Source organism: Rhizobium sp. LjRoot254, assembly GCF_964254105.1.
Lineage (GTDB): Bacteria > Pseudomonadota > Alphaproteobacteria > Rhizobiales > Rhizobiaceae > Rhizobium_E.
The window spans coordinates 5,253,342-5,269,311 of the sequence record NZ_CAXUSM020000001.1 but is presented as its reverse complement, the minus strand read 5'-3'; the positions used below and the strand labels follow the sequence as shown (position 1 = coordinate 5,269,311).

The window sequence follows — 15,970 nt, the reverse complement described above, 5'->3', positions numbered from 1 at the left end:
CGCCAAGAGGCGGCCGTTCGTTTTCAGCAATGAGCCAATCTTACTCGGCCGGCTCCTCGACCGGCTCGGCCGGTGCCTCAGCGGCCGGGGTCTCGCCACGCGGCTGGCGCGGCGTGCGGCGTGGACGACCGGCATTGCTGCGGCGGCGCGTCCCTGCAGCGGGCTGTTCGCCGGCTGCGGCTTCCTGCTCGATCTGCACTTCCGCCGGCGTTTCGTCGAATACCGGCTGCGGCGTCGTCTGGTCGATGATCACCGGCTGTTCGGTGACGATCGGCTGGCGGTTGCGGTTGTCGGACTGCCGATTGTTGTTCTCGGGCTGACGGTCGCGATTGTCAGACTGGCGGTCGCGATCACGGTTATCCGACTGGCGGTCGCGATTGCGGTTGTCGTTCTGACGCTCACGATTATCGGGCTGACGATTGTAGTTCCCGGACTCGGAAGGCTGCTGGCCTTCGTTGTTGTCGTCCTCGTCACGCTCGTCGCGATCGTTCATCTCGCCACGATCGCCCTGATCACCTTGATCGCCCTGATCGCCGCGCTCACCGCTGTATTCGGGGCGGTCGTCGCGCTGGTAGCGCTCCTGGAACATCGCCTGGGCTGCCGCGATGATGCGGTTGTAATGCTCGGCATGCTGGAGGTAGTTTTCCGCCATGACCCGGTCGCCGGAGCTCGTCGCGTCACGGGCCAGATTCATGTACTTTTCGGCGATATGCTGCGCGGTTCCGCGAATCTTCACGTCTGGACCGGAACTGTCATAAGTTCTGGTCAGCGGATTCTGCCCTTTGCGCTGATTATTGTTGTTACTGCTATTATTGTTACTGCTTCCGCCACCGCTGCTGTTACGGCCGCGGCCACGCTGCTTCTGTTGTCCAGGCCTCATCAATCATTCACCCGAGAATTTCCGGCTCTCATTCGCGGCCCCCGGACACAAGCCCGCTCGAAGTTCTGGCAAGCCAGAACCCGGCAAGCATGTCACCGGACACCGCTGATCCCGGAATCTAATCCTAAAATCCAGAGTCCCGCACCAGGACCGTTTAAAACCGGCAATTTGTTTTGAGATCTCCCAAAGCCCGGCAATCCGTCATAGAATTCTTAATTCTGGGAATGCCGCCCGGTGCTTGGCTTGGAACCTAGACCGCTTCGTCCGTGATTCCAAGCCCTTTTATCGCTATGACACGAGAAAATAGCTTCTTTTGGGCGAAACTGTCAGTTTTTTGCACTGAAGGCCTGTACCCGGTCGTTCCCGGCATAGTCCTTCACAGCCTTGAGGCGCAAAAAGCCCTCATTCTCAAAGACTTTGCCAACGTCTTCACGCTGGTCGAAGCCGGTTTCCACAGCAATGATCCCGTCGGCATTGAGAAATGGCCGCGCACCGGCCGCGATATCGCGATAGGCATCGAGCCCATCCTCGCCGCCATCGAGCGCCAGAAGCGGATCGTGCTCGCGCACCATCCTGTCCAGCGTCGGGATCACGCTTGACCGGATATAGGGAGGATTGGAGACAATTACATCATAGCGACCTGAAATATTGTCGAACCAGCGGCTCTCGATCGCTGTGAACCGCGTCGCGAGGCCATTGATCGCTGCGTTTTCGCGAGCGGTCGCCAGGGCGTCGGCGGAGAGATCGGCACCGGTGCCGACGGCATTGGGCAGTTCCGACAGCAGCGCCAGGCAGATCGCGCCGGTGCCGGTTCCTAGATCGAGAATCTGGAGGGGCTGTTGCCGCTTGCGCTTCACCAGATCCAGCACTGTCTCGACGAGGATTTCGGTGTCGGGACGCGGCTCCAGCGTGCCCTTGGAAAGCTTCAGTTCGAGCCCATAGAACGGCCGGCTTCCGAGAATCCGGTAGGGTGGCTCGCCGCGTGTTCGACGGCCCACCGCGTCGTGGATACGGGCCTCGTCCTCCAGCGCCAGATGTTCCTCGCCCCGCGTGATAAAATCGCTGCGCTCGAGCCTCAGCAGTCCCCCAACGATGATGCGCGCCTCCGCCATCGGATCTTCCGAACCTGCCACCAGAAAGCAGTTCCGGATATGCGCCATCATCTCGTTGAGGGTCGTCATCCCTCGACCTGTCCCAGCCTTGCCAGCTCGGATGCCTGGTAGTCGGCGATCAGTGCATCCACGACCTCGTCGAGTTCGCCGGTGATGATCCGGTCGAGCGAATAGAGCGTGAGGTTGATGCGGTGGTCGGTCAGCCGTCCCTGTGGGAAATTATAGGTCCTGATACGCTCCGAACGATCGCCGGAGCCAACCTGCGACTTACGGTCGGCGGAACGCGCGCTATCGAGCTTCTGGCGTTCCATGTCGAACAGCCGCGAGCGCAGGACCTGCATCGCCTTGGCGCGATTCTGGTGCTGCGACTTCTCCGAACTGGTCACCACGACGCCGGTGGGCAGATGGGTGATGCGGACGGCGGAATCGGTGGTGTTGACGTGCTGGCCGCCGGCGCCGGAAGACCGCATCGTATCGATTCTTATGTCCTCGGCCTTGATCTCGATGTCGATATCCTCGGCCTGCGGCAGCACCGCCACGGTCGCCGCCGACGTATGGATACGCCCCTGGGATTCCGTGGCCGGCACGCGCTGCACGCGATGCACGCCGGATTCGAATTTCAGCTTCGAGAACACACCGCGCCCGGAAACCTCGGCAATGATTTCCTTGTAGCCGCCCGCCTCGCCTTCGCTCTCCGAGACGACCTCGACCTTCCAGCCATGGTTCGACGCATAGCGCTCGTACATACGAAAGAGGTCGCCTGCGAAGAGGGCCGCCTCGTTGCCGCCGGTACCGGCTCGGATTTCCAGGATCGCGCTTCTCTCGTCGGCCGCGTCCTTGGGCAGAAGCGCGATCAGCAGGTCCCTCTCCAGCGCCTCGATCCGTTCCTCGATATCAGGCAGTTCGAGGCTCGCGAGTTCGCGCATCTCCCTGTCGGTACCGGAATCGGCGAGCAGGCTGCGCAAGCCGGCGAGCTCCTCGACGGCCTTCATGTAGCTCGAAATCTTGGCAACGACCGGCTGCAGCTCGGCATATTCGCCGGCCAGCTTGACATAGACGTCAGCCGCCGGGCCAGCCGACATACGCGCTTCGACTTCCGCGAAACGGCGCTCGAGCTCCTGCATTTTTTGGAGGGGAAGCTGTGCCAATGATGTCTCTTGCTAAAGCGGGATGTTGTTGGTCTCGGCGAAACGCTTGAGCATTTCGCGCATCGGCACGCCGGGCGCGGTGCTGTCGAGCGCTTCGTCCATCATCGTGGCGAGCGCCGTCGCATCGAGCCCGAGCAGCATGGCCTTGACCGGACCGATCGAGGCCGGCGACATCGAGACGGAGCGGAAGCCCAGCCCAAGCAGTGCCATTGCCGAAAGCGGCTTGCCCGCCATCTCACCGCACAGCGTTACCGGCGTGTTGTTGCGTTTTCCCGCCCGGACGATATCGCGCAGCAGCCTGAGGAACGGCCGGCCGAGAATATCGAACCGTTCGGCGACCCGGGCATTGCCGCGATCGACAGCCATGGTGAACTGGAAAAGGTCGTTCGAACCCACGGACACAAAGTCGGCTTCCATCATCAGTTCGTCCAGCTGCCAGAGCAGCGACGGCACTTCCAGCATGGCGCCATATTGCAGCCGCTTGGGCAGCGGGTGGCCGAATTTCGACAGATGCTGCACTTCTTTCTGCAGCAGCGCCCGCGCCAGCCGAAGCTCCTCGACCTCTGTCACCATCGGGATCATGACGCGCAGGTCCGCCCCGGCGGCGGCCTTGAGAAGCGCCCTGAGTTGGGTGCGGATCAGCCCCGGCCGATCGAGCGCCAGGCGGATCGCACGCCAGCCGAGCGCGGGGTTCTCTTCCTTGATTGCCTGGAAATAGGGCACCACTTTGTCGGAGCCTATATCGAGCGTCCGGAATGTCACCGGCCGTCCCGCTGCCTGCTTGATGACGCTGCGGTAGAAGGCCTCCTGTTCCTCGCCTTTCGGCATGGTCGAGGCGATCATGAATTGCAGCTCGGTGCGGAACAGACCGATGCCCTCGGCGCCCGCTTCGGTCAGTTGCGGCAGATCGACCAGCAGGCCGGCATTCATGTTGAGGCTGATGCGCTGTCCGTCGCGCGTCACCGGCTCGACCGAGCGGAGCGCGCGGAACTGTTCCTGGCGGCGGGCGCGGAAACGCGCCTTTTCCTCGTAAGCCCGCTGCACGTCCTGCGCCGGCCGCAGATGCACCTTGCCGTCCTCGCCATCGATGACGATGGCGTCGCCTTTTTCGGTGAGTGCCGCGACGCCCTCGGCATTGCCGACGACGGGAATGCCCATGGCGCGGGCGACGATCACCACATGGCTGGTGACGGCGCCCTCTTCCAGCACTAGGCCGCGAAGGTTGGCGCGTGGATAATCGAGGAGTTCCGCAGCGCCCATGGCGCGCGCGATGACGATCGCATCATTCGGGAACGCATCGGCGGCCGCATGGGCGCCGAAGCCAGCAAGCTGCCTGAGCAGCCGGTTGGCGAGGTCGTCGAAATCATGCATCCGCTCGCGGAGATAAGGATCGGTGAGCCGCATCATGCGGGCGCGTGTTTCGCTCTGCACCCGCTCGACGGCGGCCTCGGCGGTCAGGCCGTTGCGGATCGCCTCTTCGAGCTTGCGGACCCAGCCCCGGTCATGCGCGAACATCCGGTAGGCCTCGAGCACCGCGCGATGCTCGCCCTCCATCGAGACCTCGCGCCGCGACAGCATGTCGTCAAGCTGGATGCGGAGCGAACCGAGTGCCTCCGACAGCCTGCTGATTTCGAGATCGACATCGTCGTTGAGCAGATTGGTGACCACTACGCGCGGATCGTGCAGCACGACATAGCCGAGGCCGATGCCATCGGCATAGGACTCGCCGTCGACCGTGACCGGGCGCGTGAGATCGAGTTCCTGGCCGGGCTTGGTGAGCTTCTTGAGATCGCCGCTCGCCACCATCTCGGCGAGCACCATGGAAACCGTTTCGAGCGCCTCGACCTCATCGTCCGAGTAGTGACGTTGCGCACGGTTCTGCACGACGAGAACGCCGAGCGAGCGGCCGGCACGCAGGATCGGCACACCGAGGAAGGAATGGAACAGTTCTTCGCCCGTTTCCGGCAGGTAGGCGAAGGCGGGATGGCTCTGTGCGTCCGAGAGATTGAGTGGCTGGGCCGATGCGGCAATCGTACCGACCAGACCTTCGCCCATTTTCAACTGGGCAAGGTGGACCGATTCCTTGTTCAGGCCTTCGGTGGCGTAGAGTTCCAGCACGCCATCGGCGCGCAGCACATAGACCGAGCAGACCTCGGCCACCATGTTGCGGGCAATCTGCTGCACGATGCGGTCGAGGCGGTCCTGCGGCTCGAGCGGCTCGGCCGTGAGTTCCCTCAGCCGCCGAAGCAGGATGCGCGGACCGGCAGCAAGGTCTCTGATCACCTGGGCGCTCTCCTGCTCTCGGGTTCAAGGGAAGAGAGCCGGCACCACAGATCGAATCACATCACCTGATCGCCGAGCCCTCCTGGCTATACTTATTTCTTATCCAGTCCGTAGGCGGAATGCAAAGTGCGAACCGCCAGTTCTCCATAGGCACCGTCGATCAAGATTGAAATCTTGATTTCAGAAGTCGTGATCGCCTTGATGTTGATGCCCTTGGAGGCCAGCGCCGAGAACGCCTGTGCCGCGACGCCCGCATGGCTGCGCATGCCGATGCCGATGACCGAGACCTTGACGAGACCGGACTCGGACTGGATGACGTCGAAACCGACCTTGTCCTTTTCCTTGTCGAGAACGGCGAGCGCCTTGTCGAGATCGCCGGTCGGCACGGTGAAGGTCATGTCGGTGCGCGAGCCGTCTTCCGAGATGTTCTGCACGATCATGTCGACATTGATGTGGTTTTCGGCAAGCGGGCCGAAGATGGCGGCGGACACACCCGGCCGGTCGGCGACGCGACGCAGCGAGATCTGGGCTTCATCCTTGGCATATGCGATGCCGGTTACGACTTCCTGTTCCAAGACTTCTTCCTCATCACAAATCAGCGTTCCGGGCGGGTTCAGCAGATCGCCCATCCCTGGCGCATCGGGATCCTCGAAAGACGAGCGCACGAAGGTCCGCACCTTGAACACCATGGCAAGCTCGACCGAACGGACCTGCAGCACCTTGGAGCCAAGCGACGCCATTTCGAGCATTTCCTCGAAGGCGATCTTCTTGAGCCGGCGTGCCTTGGGCTCGATGCGCGGGTCGGTGGTGTATACGCCATCGACATCGGTATAGATATCGCAACGATCGGCCTTCAGCGCAGCGGCGAGCGCCACCGCAGACGTATCCGATCCTCCGCGGCCAAGCGTGGCGAGGCGGTTGTCCGGCCCGAGGCCCTGGAAACCGGCGACGACAGCGACCTGCCCTTCGCCCATGCGGCGGATGATCTCGGCACCTTCGATCTCCATGATGCGGGCGGCGCCATGGGTGCTGTCGGTACGGATCGGGATCTGCCAGCCCTGCCAGGAGCGGGCATTGATGCCCATGGATTGCAGCGCGATCGCCAGCAGGCCCGATGTCACCTGTTCGCCCGAGGCAACGATCGCATCATATTCGCGTGCATCGTAGAAGGGCGTGTTGGCGCCGGTCGCTTTCGACATGCCCTGCACCCAGCCGACCAGCTCATTGGTCTTGCCCGACATGGCCGACACGACGACAGCCACTTCATGGCCAAGCTCGACCTCGCGTTTGACATGGCGGGCAACGTTATGAATGCGGTCGAGATCCGCGACGGAGGTTCCGCCGAACTTCATTACGATACGTGCCATGCCCTATTGCTTCCGGTCCCTGACGCGGACCCCTCGGGCACCGCGCTTAAAGCCTCTCTCCCACGCACCGTCGCGGGAATTTGGCGGTCTCTTATCGGAAGAAGAATGGAGATTCAATGGGTCCAGGCGGGCGAAGTGCCGCGACCGTGGCTCAGCTCCTCAGCGATGCCGAAAGCCTGCGGGTCAGGCAGCGCAGGATTTCCTCGGGGCAGCTCGCATCCTCGACGAAGAACCAGAATTCGCCGAACGGATTGTTGATCGAAAACCGCCAGCCGAGGCACTGAAACGACATCCACCACTGGAAGCCGCCCTGCGTCATGTCGCGGACCCGGATGCCGGGAATGCTTTCGAGATGGGTGCGTAGCGTATTCGACGAACAGGATTCCGGCAGCGACAGGAAATGGCGCGAGCCGTCCTTCATCAGCGTCGTGGTGATCTGAGCATTGAGCATCATGCGAGACCCTCAGTTTATGATCACGCCGGAGCCATCAGCATAGCCGATATTGGAGACGCAGGCGAGATAGCATGCCGCATCCGCCTGGACCTGGCCCGCCGCCAGCAATCCCAGAAACGCCACGAGTATTCCGAAAACATAAATCCGCATCGAATGCCCCATTCAGCGACAGTTGCCGCACCGTCCGATAAGGAAACGGGGGAGATTCGGGAATTATTCATCTCGTGAGAGTTGGCGACCGGCATAAAGGATGCCGAAGATCATGACCTCATCTCTCTGGACCTTGAACGCAATGGTCACCCGGCGCTCAAAACCGACGATCCGGATACCATTTCGCAATTCATCGCGAACGGTTCCACGCTCGGGGAACTGGGTGAAGCCATTGAGATAGGTTTGAATTCGATCAACATATCCTTGCGCAACGGTGTGCGAGGAACGCCTGGCGATATACCGATAAATCTGAAGCAGGTCGTCCTCGGCCTCCGGCAGAAGACGAACCTTGTACATCATGCGCGGTCTTTGCTGCTGTCGATACGCGCTTGCAGCCGCGCAAACGCTTCGTCGATCGACACCGCCCGCGAAGGATCGGCCATCCAACGATCGTAGGCAGGACCGACGTCATTCACCAGCCAGCTTTCGATTTCGGCTTCCCTCTCTTCGAGGGCCGAGAGGCTTTCGGCGATAACGTCGCTCTCCGAGGAATACCGGCCAGTTTCCACCTTGTGTTTCAAGCGGGCCGCGAGATCGGCGGGAAGACTAATCTGCATTTCCTTGAGTGCTGACATCCTAGGCTCCTTGATCGCAAGCTTAACATGAACTCAACGATACGCAACGCGCCGTCAAACCCCCTCGCCGATCGCCGCCCTGATCAGCGCCTTGGCATCGTCGCTGTCCCAGGCGGCAGGGGCGTTCATCGCGCCCAGCATGCAACCCCTGCCGTCGACCAGCACGCTGGCCGGCAGGCCGATCGCAATGCCCGCCTTCTTCATCGCGTTGAAGCTCGCAAGCGTCGCGTCGTGGTGCAGCGGCAGGGCGTCGATCTTGGTCTCGGCCAAAAATTCCTTCGGCTTGCTGTCGTCGCCGGTGTCGAGGTTGATCGCGGTGACCTGGAATTTATCGCTGCCGAGCGCCTTCTGCAGTGCGTTGAGCGCCGGCATTTCCTCGCGGCAGGGCACGCACCAGGTGGCCCAGAGGTTCACGAGCTGGACGCGGGGCTGGTAGGCTTCGAGCTTCATGTCCTTGCCATCCGGCCCCTTGAAGCCCGGCAGCGAGAGATTGCGGCCGTGCTTCTCGGTCACGAAGGCCGCGACCTGGCCCTTGGCAAGCGGATCGAGCCGCGCGATCGTGGCTTGAGCCGGTGCGCAATCGACTGACGCCTGCATCGAGCCATTGCCATCACCCGCCCCTCTCATGTAAACGGCCAAGCCACCGGCGACGATGCCCAGAACGGCCGCGATCGCCACCAGTTTGAGGGAAGGAAGATAGCCCGGTTTTCTTTCCTGCATCATGCACTCGTTTTCTCAAGGTCCCGCCATGTCCGACGGCAATTCCAATTCTTCGTCCAACCAGATGTGGGGCGGCCGCTTCGCTGCCGGTCCCGCCGCGATCATGGAGGAGATCAACGCTTCGATCGGCTTCGACAAGAAGCTCTATGCCCAGGACATAGCAGGTTCGATTGCGCACGCCACCATGCTCGCGGCACAAGGCATAATTTCGGCCGAGGACCGCGACCAGATCGTCTCCGGCTTGAAGCAGATCGAAGGCGAGATTGAAAGCGGCGCCTTCGAGTTCTCACGCAAACTTGAAGACATCCACATGAATGTCGAGAGCCGGCTGGCCGCGATCATCGGCCCCGCCGCCGGCCGCCTGCACACCGCCCGCTCGCGCAACGACCAGGTGGCGCTCGATTTCCGCCTCTGGGTCAAGGCCGAACTCGAACGCGCCGAGAAGGCGCTGACCGGCCTGATATCAGCCTTCCTCGACAAGGCGGAACAACATGCCGCAACGGTCATGCCCGGCTTCACCCATCTCCAAACCGCCCAGCCGGTGACCTTCGGCCATCATTGCATGGCCTATGTCGAAATGTTCGGCCGCGACCGCCAGCGGGTGCGCCACGCTATCGAGCATCTCGACGAAAGCCCGATCGGCGCCGCAGCGCTCGCCGGCACGCCCTATCCGATCGACCGCCACATGACGGCGAAGGCACTCGGTTTTCGCGAGCCGACGCGTAATTCGATCGATACGGTGTCCGATCGCGATTTCGCGCTGGAGTTTCTCTCGATCGCTGCGATCTGCGCCGTCCATCTCTCGCGTTTCGCCGAGGAGATCGTCATCTGGTGCACGCCGCAATTCGGCTTCATCCGGTTGTCCGATGCTTTCTCGACCGGCTCCTCGATCATGCCGCAGAAGAAGAATCCGGATGCCGCCGAACTGGTGCGCGCCAAGACCGGCCGCATCAACGGCTCGCTCATCGCGCTCCTGACCATCATGAAGGGCCTGCCGCTCGCCTATTCCAAGGACATGCAGGAAGACAAGGAACAGGTCTTCGACGCCGCCGAAAATCTCGAGCTCGCGATCGCCGCGATGACCGGAATGGTCGCCGACATGACGATCAACACCGAGAAGATGAAGGCTGCCGCCGGCTCCGGCTATTCCACCGCCACCGACCTCGCCGACTGGCTGGTCCGCGAACTCGGCCTGCCGTTCCGCGAGGCCCACCACGTTACCGGCCGTGTCGTGGCGCTGGCTGAAAGCAAAGCATGCGACCTATGGGACCTGCCGCTCGATGCATTGCAGGCTATTCATTCCGGAATCACATCCAAGGTCTACGATGTTGTCACCGTCGAGGCATCGGTTGCCTCGCGCAAGAGCTATGGCGGCACGGCTCCCGATGAGGTGAGGAAGCAGATCGCCTGGTGGCGGGCGCGGAATTGAACCTGCTCTATGCCGCGAGACGCTGCCGGGCAGCCAGCGGCAAAATTCTTTGCAGCGCTTGCCGGCCTTCATCCGTGAGCTCGAATGCCTTGCCGCCGAGTGCGGACAATCCGTCCGGCTGATTGGCAGCCTCCCGAGCCCAGCCGACTTTTGCAAGCTCCGCAAAAACGCTCTGGTTCGGAGTGCCCGGCAGGGTCAAGGCGGCGCCATCGGGCCTGCTAACCATCTGCGGATGAATCGAGAAATCGCCGTCGCCCAATTTCGCCAGCAGCGGAACAATGGATTTGCCCCGGCTGAGAATATAGGCCAGCACCCGAGCTTGCGAGTCGCCGGAAGCCGCAGCCCGGCCATACCAGCCGATAGCCTCGTCAAGGTCCTGCGGCACGCCATAGCCGTGCTCATACATGAATGCAATATTGCTCTGGGCGGCGGGATGGCCTTGCGCGGCGGCCTTGCGGTACCATTCTGCGGCTTTCGCGTCATCCTGCGCGACGCCCTCGCCCTTGCGAAACATGTAACCCAGGCTGAATTGGGCAAATGGCTCTCCGCGCTGGGCAAGCGTCTCGAACATGTTCACGGCCATCGCAAGATCGCCGCGCTTGTAGACATCTATGGCGTTCTGGACAGTATATTCTTGGGCCATTTGGCGTCTCCTAGGAATGGGATGGCACCACGTCTATCCTGAGCAGATTAATCTGGGGTTGAAAATCATTATTAACTCCAGGTTGAGAATTGCCGACGAAGTGTGACGGTTTGAGACAATCGGCGGGCTATGTAACAGCGCACCCCAACATTGACCCGCTCCCATCAACAACGCTGAACTGACCTTCAACAGATTCAGGGTGCACAAGCCCCGGAATATTCGCTAAGAACATCCGGAATTTCCGAGGATGCCATGACCCGATCGCTGTTTTTGCCGCTTGCCGCTCTTGCTCTTGCCGTGCTCATGCTCTCGGGCTGCGGCCGCAAAGGCGATCTTGACGTACCCGGCACGCCGGTCGCCGAGCAGAACTCGACAACACAGAAGAAGGAGCCGGTCGAAGATCGCAAGTTCTTCCTCGATCCCCTGCTCTAGATTGCCCGACAGGATAATCCCTTGAACCATTTCCATTACAAGAATGGCGTGCTGCACGCCGAAAACGTGCCCGTGCCGGATATTGCCCGCGCTGTCGGCACGCCTTTCTACCTCTATTCGACCGCCACGCTGGAGCGCCATATCCGCGTGTTCCAGGAAGCATTTTCGGATGTGGATTCGCTGGTCTGCTACGCGATGAAGGCCAATTCCAACCAGGCGGTGCTGAAGACGCTCGGCCAGGCGGGCGCCGGCATCGATGTCGTCTCCGAGGGCGAACTGCGCCGTGCGCTGGCCGCCGGCATCCCCGCCTCCAGGATCATGTTCTCCGGCGTCGGCAAGAAGGCGCGCGAGATGGATTTCGCGCTCGATGCCGGCATCTATTGCTTCAACGTCGAAAGCGAGCCCGAGCTCGAAGTGCTGAATGCCCGCGCCGTCGCAAAGGGCAAGCGCGCGCCGGTTTCCTTCCGCATCAATCCGGATGTCGATGCCGGGACGCACGCCAAGATCTCGACCGGCAAGAAGGAAAACAAGTTCGGCATCTCTTATGAGAGCGCCCGCGACGTCTACAGGCATGCGGCGGCGCTGCCGGGCATCGAAGTCACCGGCATCGACATGCATATCGGTAGCCAGATCACTGATCTCCAGCCGTTCGATGACGCCTTCAAGCTGCTGCGCGAACTGGTCGAGACGCTGCGCAACGATGGCCATGCGATCGATCACGTCGATATCGGTGGCGGCCTCGGCATTCCCTACAAGATCGACAACGACCCGCCGCCGAACCCGGAAGCATATTCCAGGGTCGTCAAGAACCAGCTCCGCTCGCTGAATTGCCAGATCATCACCGAACCGGGCCGCCTGATCGTCGGCAATGCCGGTATCCTGGTCACTGAAGTGATCTATGTGAAGGATGGCGGCGAGAAGACCTTCGTCATCGTCGATGCCGCGATGAACGACCTGATCCGCCCGACGCTTTACGAAGCCTGGCACGAGATCATGCCGGTCGAAATCGGCGCCGCCAACGCCCCGCGCATCCGTGCCGATGTGGTCGGGCCTGTCTGCGAGACAGGCGACTATCTCGCCCTCGATCGTGAAATGGCCGAGCCGAAGCCGGGTGACCTGCTGGCCGTCGGTTCTGCCGGTGCCTACGGCGCGGTCCAGGCCGGCACCTACAATTCCCGGCTGCTGGTTCCGGAAGTGCTTGTAAAGGATGATCAATTCCACGTCGTCCGGCCGCGTGAGGATTATGACGCGCTGATCGGCCTCGATAGCCTGCCCGCCTGGCTCAAGTGAGGATCGGGATAATCCGACCTCGCCATCAACAGCTTGTGAAGCGAAAGTGTAGACCTCGCCTCGCCTTTGCCTAAAACAATGGTATCCTGCATGCTTCGAAATTCGAGCACAGGCAGGCAATGGCCGACGACGTTACGACACCGCCCGATCGTAGGATTGCACGCCTCAGGCGCCTGATCGCAGGCAAGCGGGCGCTCGCCCTGACGTCGATCGTGCTTGAACGTGCCCTGATATCGGCATTGCCGGTTCTCTCCGTCATCGCGCTCTTCCTCGTGCTGAGCTGGATGGGCGTGATGCGCCAGATCCCCGATCTGGCCAAGATCGTCGTCGGCATCGTCTTTTTCGCCGGCTTCATCGTCTCGCTGCTGCCGCTGCGCAAATTCGTGACTCCGACCGTCGCCGATGCCGACCGCCGCCTCGAGGATCGCAGCGGCCTCGCCCACCAGGCAATCTCCGTGCAGGCGGAAACGCCTGTTTCGAAGGATCCCTATTCGCTGGCGCTGTGGAAATCGCACCAGGTGCGTATGGCCGAAAAGATCAAGTCGATCGACGCCGGCCTGCCGTCGCCCGATATCGCCCGGCACGATCCGCTGGCATTCCGCGCAGCGCTGATCCTGGCGCTGGTTGTGGCCTGGAGCTTCTCGTTCTCGAACTATGGCGGCCGCATCACCGATGCCTTCAGCCTGTCCAAGCCGGTCGTGCCGGTGGCCGATATCCGCATAGATGCCTGGGTGACGCCGCCGTCGTATACCGGCGTCGCGCCGCTCTATCTCAGCGGCAACCTCGAAAAGGCGGTTCCCGGCGAACTCAAGGTGCCGCTCAATTCCGAACTCACCATCCGCATATCGGGCAAGGATGCCAAGGGCGACGTGCGCTTCACGCCGGTGACCGGTCCGGCCGTCGATCTGAAGGCCGAAGCACCCCAGAAGAAGCCCGCCGCTGCGGCCAACGCCGAGAAGATGGAAAGCCGAACCTACAAGGTGAAGCTGATCGCCAATGGCAAGGTCTCGGTCGCATCGAAGGAATATGCCTTCACGCTGATCCCCGACAAGCCGCCGCAGATCTCCTTCGTCCGCGAGCCCGGCCGTGCGCTCAACGGCGCGCTCGAATTGGCCTTCCAGGTCAAGGACGACTATGGCGTCACCGAGGCGCGTGCCGAGATCCTGCCCACCGACGCCGACCCGAACTCGATCCCGCTTTTCGATCCGCCGAAATTCCCGCTCGACCTGCCCGGCAGCGACGGCAAGAATGCGAAATCCACCGTCTCCCGTGACCTGACCGAGCATCCGCTCTCCGGCCGCAAGGTCAAGCTGACGCTGGTCGCCAAGGATGCCGCCGGTCTCGAAGGCCGCAGCGAGACCAAGGAAATTGTGCTTCCGGCGCGCTATTTCTCCGAGTTGCTGGCCGGTTCGGTGGCCGAGCAGCGGCAGGTCTTCGCCCTTGATGTCAATCACATCCCAAGGGCGCTGGAGCTCAACGACGCCTCGACCTTCCGCGCCGACGAGACGATTCCGAACCTCACCAACTTCCTGCTGGTAAAGTCGGCGCGCAGCCGATTGGTCCTCGCGCGGGGCGTCGAAGGCCTTACCGACGCCGCCAAATATTTCTGGGACATCGCCCGCTATATCGAAGACGGCGATCTCTCGACCGCCGAAAAGCGCCTGCGCGACGCGCAGGAGAAGCTTTCGGACGCCCTAAAGCGCAACGCGCCCGACGCGGAAATCGCCAAGCTGATGCAGGAACTGCGTCAGGCCATGAAGGAATATCTCTCCGAAATGGCCAAGCGCATGCAGAACCAGGACAATTCCCGCATGTCGCAGCAGGCGCAGCGCATGATGCGCAGCCAGGATTTCGAGAACATGCTCAACCAGCTCGAAAACCTGTCGCGCTCCGGCAACAAGGATGAGGCGCAGAAGCTGCTCAGCGAAATGCAGCGCATGCTCAACAACCTGCAGACCGCGCGCCCGCGGCAGCAGCCGGGACAGGAGAACAATCCGGTCCGCGAGCAGATCGACAAGCTCGGCAAGCTGATGCAGGACCAGCAGAAGCTGATGGAAGAGACCCACCGCATGGAGCAGGCGCTGCGCGACCGCTTGCAGCGCGGCGATCCCGATCAGAACGAAGAAGGCCTGCCGCAGGATCAGCAAGAAGGTAACCAGCAGCCCGGCGACCAGCAGAAGCAGGACCAGCAGCCCGGCGGCGACCAGAAGGACATGACCGCCGAACAGTTGCGCGATGCGCTCAAGCAGCTCCGTTCGAAGCAGGAACAGCTGCAGAAGGATCTCAAGAGCCTCGAACAGGGCCTTGCCGATCTCGGTATGAAGGCGCCCAAGGGCTTCAAGGGCGCCGGCGAGGAAATGGGCGAATCGTCCGATGCGCTCGGCAAGTCGCAGGGCCAACGTTCGGCGGACGCCCAAGGGCGCGCCCTGCAGGCGCTACGTGACGGCGCCGGCGAGATGATGCAGCAGCTCCAGCAGATGCAGGCCGACCAGCAGGGGCGCGACGGGCAGGGCATGCCGATGCCCGGCAGCGCCATGAACAACCAGGGCAACGACCCGCTTGGCCGCAAGACCGGCCAGCTCGGCAGCGAATTTGATGACAGCGTCAAGGTGCCGGATCAGATCGACGTGCAGCGCGCGCGGGAGATTCTCGAGGAGATCCGGCGCAGGCTCGGTAATGGGCCGTCGAGTTTGATCGAGCGGGAGTATCTGGAGCGGTTGCTGGATTTGAGGTGAGGCTACACAGAATTGACCCCTCACCAACTTCGGCCAAGGGCTCACTACCGTTCACCCGGCCTTCGTATCCTCTCCCGCAGGGGGAGAGGTAGGTGCCACGCTCACTGTTTCAGCTTAAGGCAAGGCCGTGCCACGGGTTTTACCTCTCCCCTTGCGGGAGAGGATAGCAAGTCCGCGTGAGCGTCGGCGAACGCTTGGACGCGCTTGGTGAGGGGTGAAACCCGCCGCTAGCAGTTGTCCTACCCCAGCGCCTTCGCCACCGCCGTCCTGATATCCGGAAGCGTAAACGGCTTGGCCACGACATCGATGATCTTTTCCATCAGATCATCCGCCCGCTCGCGCTGCTCGGCGTAACCCGTCATCAGCAATATCTTCAGACCAGGATGGGCCGCAGCCGCCTTGTGCGTCAGCTCTATCCCGTCCATTACGGGCATCCGGATATCGGAGAGCAGCAGGTCGAAGCACCCTTCTTCAAGGGCTTCCAGGCCCTCGGCGCCGTCGGCGGCTTCCATGGTTTCGTGGCCGTCCATGCGGAGCGCGCGGGCCACGAAGGAGCGAAGCGAGTCCTCGTCTTCGGTGATGAGAATGCGTGCCATTTCTTTTACCCCGTTTTAACTTTGGACCCAGTCAACACCCCAGGCCCTTTTCGAAGGGTAAACGCGACACGAAGTCAGACCGGCGAATTGCCTTTA

General features: G+C 61.9%; 16 protein-coding genes. 4 read left to right on the top strand and 12 right to left on the bottom strand.

Going from position 1 to position 15,970, the window contains the following annotated elements; translation table 11 throughout:
* Positions 1-40: 40 nt before the first annotated feature.
* The 10 genes from ACSQ26_RS26040 to tlpA form a co-directional block, all read right to left on the bottom strand.
* On the bottom strand, positions 41-880 hold the full coding sequence (locus ACSQ26_RS26040) for a DUF4167 domain-containing protein (RefSeq protein ID WP_436014104.1): 840 nt from the start codon (positions 878-880) through the stop codon (positions 41-43).
* Between the two features lie 326 nt (positions 881-1,206).
* Positions 1,207-2,061, bottom strand: a complete 855-nt coding sequence (gene prmC / locus ACSQ26_RS26035) for a peptide chain release factor N(5)-glutamine methyltransferase (protein ID WP_436014102.1) — start codon at positions 2,059-2,061, stop codon at positions 1,207-1,209.
* The gene (gene prfA, locus ACSQ26_RS26030) at positions 2,058-3,140 is read right to left on the bottom strand and encodes a peptide chain release factor 1 (protein ID WP_436014100.1); all 1,083 of its coding nucleotides are present in this window, start codon (positions 3,138-3,140) and stop codon (positions 2,058-2,060) included. The genes prmC and prfA overlap by 4 nt, the downstream gene beginning before the upstream one ends.
* Positions 3,141-3,152: 12 nt before the next feature.
* Positions 3,153-5,420, bottom strand: coding sequence for a phosphoenolpyruvate--protein phosphotransferase (gene ptsP / locus ACSQ26_RS26025; protein WP_436015482.1), 2,268 nt, complete (start codon positions 5,418-5,420; stop codon positions 3,153-3,155).
* 95 nt (positions 5,421-5,515) lie between these two features.
* Positions 5,516-6,790, bottom strand: a complete 1,275-nt coding sequence (locus ACSQ26_RS26020) for an aspartate kinase (RefSeq protein WP_436014098.1) — start codon at positions 6,788-6,790, stop codon at positions 5,516-5,518.
* A gap of 151 nt (positions 6,791-6,941) precedes the next feature.
* Positions 6,942-7,244, bottom strand: coding sequence for a hypothetical protein (locus ACSQ26_RS26015; protein ID WP_436014096.1), 303 nt, complete (start codon positions 7,242-7,244; stop codon positions 6,942-6,944).
* 9 nt (positions 7,245-7,253) lie between these two features.
* Positions 7,254-7,394 carry a hypothetical protein gene (locus ACSQ26_RS26010; RefSeq protein WP_436014095.1) on the bottom strand — a complete coding sequence of 47 codons (141 nt, stop codon included), beginning with the start codon at positions 7,392-7,394 and terminating at the stop codon, positions 7,254-7,256.
* A 63-nt stretch (positions 7,395-7,457) separates the two neighbouring features.
* Positions 7,458-7,754 carry a type II toxin-antitoxin system RelE/ParE family toxin gene (locus tag ACSQ26_RS26005; protein WP_436014093.1) on the bottom strand — a complete coding sequence of 99 codons (297 nt, stop codon included), beginning with the start codon at positions 7,752-7,754 and terminating at the stop codon, positions 7,458-7,460.
* Positions 7,751-8,029 carry a ribbon-helix-helix domain-containing protein gene (locus tag ACSQ26_RS26000; protein WP_436014091.1) on the bottom strand — a complete coding sequence of 93 codons (279 nt, stop codon included), beginning with the start codon at positions 8,027-8,029 and terminating at the stop codon, positions 7,751-7,753. The genes ACSQ26_RS26005 and ACSQ26_RS26000 overlap by 4 nt, the downstream gene beginning before the upstream one ends.
* 54 nt (positions 8,030-8,083) lie before the next feature.
* A complete protein-coding gene (gene tlpA, locus ACSQ26_RS25995) occupies positions 8,084-8,749 on the bottom strand; it encodes a thiol:disulfide interchange protein TlpA (RefSeq protein ID WP_436015481.1) in 666 nt (221 codons plus the stop codon).
* Positions 8,750-8,777: 28 nt separating this feature from the next.
* On the opposite strand from tlpA, the gene argH reads away from it, so the two are divergent.
* On the top strand, positions 8,778-10,178 hold the full coding sequence (gene argH, locus ACSQ26_RS25990) for an argininosuccinate lyase (protein ID WP_436014089.1): 1,401 nt from the start codon (positions 8,778-8,780) through the stop codon (positions 10,176-10,178).
* A 7-nt stretch (positions 10,179-10,185) separates the two neighbouring features.
* Here the strand turns inward: argH and ACSQ26_RS25985 are convergent, their stop codons facing one another.
* A complete protein-coding gene (locus ACSQ26_RS25985) occupies positions 10,186-10,821 on the bottom strand; it encodes a tetratricopeptide repeat protein (protein ID WP_436014087.1) in 636 nt (211 codons plus the stop codon).
* Between the two features lie 252 nt (positions 10,822-11,073).
* Here ACSQ26_RS25985 and lptM point away from each other — a divergent pair, with 252 nt between their 5' ends.
* The 3 genes from lptM (at position 11,074) to ACSQ26_RS25970 (ending at position 15,278) form a co-directional block, all read left to right on the top strand.
* Entirely contained in the window at positions 11,074-11,253 is a 180-nt protein-coding gene (gene lptM, locus ACSQ26_RS25980; RefSeq protein WP_436014085.1) for an LPS translocon maturation chaperone LptM, read from the top strand.
* 21 nt (positions 11,254-11,274) lie between these two features.
* Positions 11,275-12,543, top strand: a complete 1,269-nt coding sequence (gene lysA / locus ACSQ26_RS25975) for a diaminopimelate decarboxylase (RefSeq protein WP_436014083.1) — start codon at positions 11,275-11,277, stop codon at positions 12,541-12,543.
* Positions 12,544-12,662: 119 nt separating this feature from the next.
* Positions 12,663-15,278, top strand: a complete 2,616-nt coding sequence (locus ACSQ26_RS25970) for a TIGR02302 family protein (protein WP_436014081.1) — start codon at positions 12,663-12,665, stop codon at positions 15,276-15,278.
* Positions 15,279-15,517: 239 nt separating this feature from the next.
* On the opposite strand, the gene ACSQ26_RS25965 is transcribed toward ACSQ26_RS25970, so the two are convergent.
* Entirely contained in the window at positions 15,518-15,874 is a 357-nt protein-coding gene (locus ACSQ26_RS25965; protein ID WP_436014079.1) for a response regulator, read from the bottom strand.
* Positions 15,875-15,970: the final 96 nt, after the last annotated feature.

Coding starts and splice junctions, on each gene's coding strand:
- prmC (WP_436014102.1), bottom strand. CDS start 2,061: ATGACGACCCTCAACGAGATGATGGCGCATATCCGGAACTGCTTTCTG.
- ACSQ26_RS26015 (WP_436014096.1), bottom strand. CDS start 7,244: ATGATGCTCAATGCTCAGATCACCACGACGCTGATGAAGGACGGCTCG.
- ACSQ26_RS25970 (WP_436014081.1), top strand. CDS start 12,663: ATGGCCGACGACGTTACGACACCGCCCGATCGTAGGATTGCACGCCTC.
- ACSQ26_RS26010 (WP_436014095.1), bottom strand. CDS start 7,394: ATGCGGATTTATGTTTTCGGAATACTCGTGGCGTTTCTGGGATTGCTG.
- tlpA (WP_436015481.1), bottom strand. CDS start 8,749: ATGCAGGAAAGAAAACCGGGCTATCTTCCTTCCCTCAAACTGGTGGCG.
- ACSQ26_RS26000 (WP_436014091.1), bottom strand. CDS start 8,029: ATGTCAGCACTCAAGGAAATGCAGATTAGTCTTCCCGCCGATCTCGCG.
- ACSQ26_RS25985 (WP_436014087.1), bottom strand. CDS start 10,821: ATGGCCCAAGAATATACTGTCCAGAACGCCATAGATGTCTACAAGCGC.
- ACSQ26_RS26005 (WP_436014093.1), bottom strand. CDS start 7,754: ATGATGTACAAGGTTCGTCTTCTGCCGGAGGCCGAGGACGACCTGCTT.
- lptM (WP_436014085.1), top strand. CDS start 11,074: ATGACCCGATCGCTGTTTTTGCCGCTTGCCGCTCTTGCTCTTGCCGTG.
- ACSQ26_RS26020 (WP_436014098.1), bottom strand. CDS start 6,790: ATGGCACGTATCGTAATGAAGTTCGGCGGAACCTCCGTCGCGGATCTC.
- ACSQ26_RS26040 (WP_436014104.1), bottom strand. CDS start 880: ATGAGGCCTGGACAACAGAAGCAGCGTGGCCGCGGCCGTAACAGCAGC.
- argH (WP_436014089.1), top strand. CDS start 8,778: ATGTCCGACGGCAATTCCAATTCTTCGTCCAACCAGATGTGGGGCGGC.
- ACSQ26_RS25965 (WP_436014079.1), bottom strand. CDS start 15,874: ATGGCACGCATTCTCATCACCGAAGACGAGGACTCGCTTCGCTCCTTC.